General features: G+C 44.4%; 3 protein-coding genes. 2 read left to right on the top strand and 1 reads right to left on the bottom strand.

Going from position 1 to position 4,016, the window contains the following annotated elements; translation table 11 throughout:
• The first annotated feature begins 114 nt into the window (after nucleotides 1-114).
• Nucleotides 115-1,059, top strand: a complete 945-nt coding sequence (locus AB4653_RS01845) for an ADP-ribosylglycohydrolase family protein (RefSeq protein ID WP_009845518.1) — start codon at nucleotides 115-117, stop codon at nucleotides 1,057-1,059.
• Nucleotides 1,060-1,231: 172 nt separating this feature from the next.
• Here AB4653_RS01845 and AB4653_RS01840 read toward each other — a convergent pair whose 3' ends face one another.
• Nucleotides 1,232-3,238, bottom strand: coding sequence for a TonB-dependent siderophore receptor (locus AB4653_RS01840; protein WP_009845519.1), 2,007 nt, complete (start codon nucleotides 3,236-3,238; stop codon nucleotides 1,232-1,234).
• Nucleotides 3,239-3,258: 20 nt separating this feature from the next.
• Here AB4653_RS01840 and AB4653_RS01835 point away from each other — a divergent pair.
• A partial coding sequence (locus AB4653_RS01835) for an AraC family transcriptional regulator (RefSeq protein ID WP_372103182.1) occupies nucleotides 3,259-4,016 on the top strand: 758 nt, incomplete at its 3' end.

Here is a 4,016-nt window from a genome sequence, read left to right as displayed (position 1 = left end):
CCAATCGGGATTTATCCCTTCATATTTCTTCTTAGAAACACAGCGAAATACTCGTCTAATCACTATACTTGAAGTATCGAACTACGTTGATTCTTCTCAAGGACATCACTCAGCATGGACAATCATAAAGAAAGAGCTTTTTACGCCGTTGTCGGCGCATTGGTTGGAGACGCCGCTTCCATGGGGTTGCACTGGCTGTATGACCAAGAGAGGATCTTACACGTGGCTGGTTTCGAGCCAGAATTTCGCTCACCGAATCAGTTCGATTATCAAGACAAAGGCTACTTTGCGCACCAAGGAAAAACGTCCGGTGAGCACTCGCAATACGGTGCTCAGTTATTGGCGATGGTCGATAGTTTAGTCGACAACCAAAAATACGATGAAGCGAGCTATATTCAACATTTCCGCAAATGGTTTGATTTCGGTGGTAGTTGGCAAGGCTACATTGATAAAGCGACGCGCATGAGCTTGCTGAACATCCATCAATTAGAACTAGAGGGCGCCCCGATTACTGCCTGTGGCGCAGACGATACGCAGCTCCCCGCAGTTTCAAAGATCATTCCATTAGTAGCCTGTACTTATACCTCTCACACCTTACCAGCGATGGTAGAGAGCGCGGTACGAGTGACCAACAACAACGACAAAGCCGTGGAATGGGCGCAAGCCATCACCCTGTTGATTCAAGCAGCGATTCAAGGCAACTCACCATTACAGTCCGTAGAAATGGTGCGACAAACTTGCAGCAGATTTATACATGATCAAATCGATGAAGCATTGGCTGAACCTGAGCTTTCAATAACAGATGCCGCGAAGAAGTTTGGATTGCATTGTGAACTGAGTGCCGCATTTCCCTTGCTAATTCGCATCATTGCGGGTGCTCAGAGCTATAAACAAGGTATTCGAGACAATATCTTATGTGGCGGTGACAGCTGCGGGCGTGCGATTGTGATTGGCGCGGTATTAGCGGCGTGTTTCTACGAAGAAGACGGAGCGATTCCAACAGAATGGCTGAGCCAAGTAGAACTCAATTGTGGTGTGCTGTCTTTGCCTATTGAGTGATTCCCACAATAACAAATAAGGCGAAAGCGCCTCTCGACTCCTTGCTCGAGAGGCGCTTTTCTTTTCACTAGAATGACTTAAACGGATAACTTCAATTTCGAGCAATACCCCTTCCGGATCTCTACGACCGCCAGTTTATTGCGCTAACCAAACCTAAACGCTAAAGCCTTCTCTAGAACTGATAAGCAGCAGAAAGCTTGTAGTTACGGCCTGGTTCATAGTCATCCAAGGTAAAGCCTCTTGCCGTACCTGAACGAGAAGCGTGTGAGGTGTATTGCTCATCAAACACGTTATCGATACCAAAGGTGACAGACAATCCATCAAGATTCGATGGCACCCACTGAGCAAACAGGTTATGAACGTCATAGCCTTCTTTTTTCGGCTGACCATCGAATACGTTGTCTTCGTCTTTAACAAACATCGAATTCCAACCAAAGATAGTCTCAAGCGCTTCAGACTGATAATCGAGTGTCAGCGTAATGCTGTCACCCATATCAATACTTCGACCATTGCCACCTGCGACTGCACCGCCTGTATCTTTATTTTTAGTCTCTAAAAGCGCATAGGACAGCTTACTGTTAAACATCTCGTAGCCATAAGATAGGCTCGCCTCGAAGCCCTTTATCTCAACGTCACCTAGGTTATAAATCAAATAACTCTTACTTGCACGTTGATACTTTTCGGCAATATAGTCATCAATATTAGTTTGGAATACTGTCAGGTTGGCACCAATAAAGTGATTATCCAAGCGCTTATCGAAACGGACACCACCTTGCGTGTTCTGCCCTGTCTCAGCCTTCAGATCGTTAGCCAAATAAGCGACATCTTGGTAAGCAATAAAGCTCTCCATCAACTCCGGGCCTTTGAACAACGAACGTGTACTCGCGAACAGCGTCCAATCTTGAGTAACATCCCATTGAGTGGCCAACGACCAAGTTACATCGTCAAAATCTTCGCTACCAACTTCTGCTTTACGTTGGTAATCATCAAAACGAAGCCCTGCCGTGACCGAGAATGCTTGAGTAAAGTAGAACTGATCTTCAACAAAAAGGGCTGTAGAGATTGCTGACTCGTCCATAAACTTGCTGCTGCCGTAATAGCTGCTCGATGACTTGTCCATATAGTCAAAGCCATAAGTCGCGATGTTATCAAACGACATCAGGCGATAATCGGATTGGAACTTTGCGTTGAGACCAAAGTTTTGGTTTTTAGCCGTGTTTTTGGATAAGCGATTAGCAGGCCAACGTGGTGCCATAACACTTTCATCTCGCTGAATCTCAGTTTCCGTGTTGTATAGAGTCACGTTACCTTGATGACTTTCACCACGCAGCTCATAGCTGGCCGTGATGGTGTCACGGTTGTAATCGGTGGGAATGAGGATGTTTTTAGACAAACCCACGTTCGTACCACCCGACATATCAGGGCGTGGGCTGTAATCACCGTTATCACGGTACATATCATAAGAGAGTTCAAAACGGTGTAAGTCACTTGGCTCAAAACCAATCTTACCTAGAATATTGTATACATCCCCTTCTGAGCCAAAGGTTTCAGTGCCATCACCATCTTCAAAGTTGTCACGGCTCATGTAATGACTGTAAAGCATGGCATCGACGTTATCTGACAACAAACCATACACAGTAAGTGAACCTTGCTGGCTTGCATTCGTGGCATACCCGCCATAAACACGAGCGCCAAAAGTCTCGTCGTAGCGAAGTAGATCTTTGGCATCTTTGGTTTCAAACAGCACTGAACCGCCTAACCCATTTTGCGTCACCGAGTTGTTACCTACTTGGATATCAGCTGATTTCAATATGTCAGGGTTAAGAGTCAAATTACCAATATGATGGAACATGTTGGCGTGCTGAGAAGCGCCATCTAATCGAATGTCTAAGTCAGTTTCGCTTAGGCCGCGAATCGTAATTCGCTGGTTGATCGAGTGCGTTCCCCCAACATCAACACCGGGGATTTCGCGCAGCAAATCTGACATATGGTCAGCTTGCTTCAGTGACATGTCATCTGCAATGATCGATTCAGTGTTGCTTGAGACTTTCGTTCCCCAAACCACAACTTCATCGAAGTGCGATGTACTTTCTTCGGCCATAACAGAGCTACTAAACGTGCTGGCAATTGCGATATAGAGGGCTGAAAGCTTAATTGTTGATCTGACTGGGCTTTCCATAGATTCAATCCTAGATGTAAATGATAATAATTATCAATCATGATAGAGTTGTAACCTATAAATGCACAGATGATTTGCTTATGCAAAAACGCACAGCTGTTATGAGGAACGGTCAAATGAGTGAAGTAACGTCTAAACGGGCTAAAATTGGCAAAGTCACTCTGACTAAAAAGTTGGAGCAAACAGAAAAGCAGATTATTGTCACACAAGGTCAAACTACACAGACATCACTGGCTGAGGGGAAATTTCTTTCTTATCAATATAATGAACTAATATTTATCCACGGTGGCCGCTGTATTGAGCTCGTCGATACTAAGATCATCTCTACCGCTCACGCTTCAGTTCTGATCACCATTCTTTTGGAAGGTAAGCTGTCATTTGGTTACGATGATCTCGAATTTGATCTCGATGCCACTCATCAACCTCAAGGTGTGGTGGTCAACCTCACTAAACCCGCCAATTTCCGTCGAGTGATGACAGCAAGCAATAAACTCAATAAGATTAATATCTTAGTCAAACCAAAATGGTTCGAATCTCGAGTAACCGAAGAGTGTAAATGCCGAAATTTCATCAATACACATAATGCCAACTTCCAATTAGAAGTGACGGAAGAAATCTGGAAGCTTACACAAGACTTGACAACTTGCTCTTCACCCAATAACTTCCATCAGAAGTTGCATATAGAATCCTTAACTCAACAGATCCTTGAGAATTCGATGCATCAACTACCACAAACTTGCTGTCTGGCTTACCAAACTAAACCAAAAATAATAAAACC

Source organism: Vibrio sp. 10N.222.48.A3 (assembly GCF_041475345.1).
GTDB classification, from domain to species: Bacteria; Pseudomonadota; Gammaproteobacteria; order Enterobacterales; family Vibrionaceae; genus Vibrio; species Vibrio tasmaniensis_A.
Note: the sequence above shows the minus strand (reverse complement) of the source record. Positions and strands in the feature narration are given on the sequence as shown.

Bases quoted from the DNA above. Each gene is read 5' to 3' on its own strand.
- AB4653_RS01845 (WP_009845518.1), top strand. From the start codon at position 115: ATGGACAATCATAAAGAAAGAGCTTTTTACGCCGTTGTCGGCGCATTG.
- AB4653_RS01840 (WP_009845519.1), bottom strand. From the start codon at position 3,238: ATGGAAAGCCCAGTCAGATCAACAATTAAGCTTTCAGCCCTCTATATC.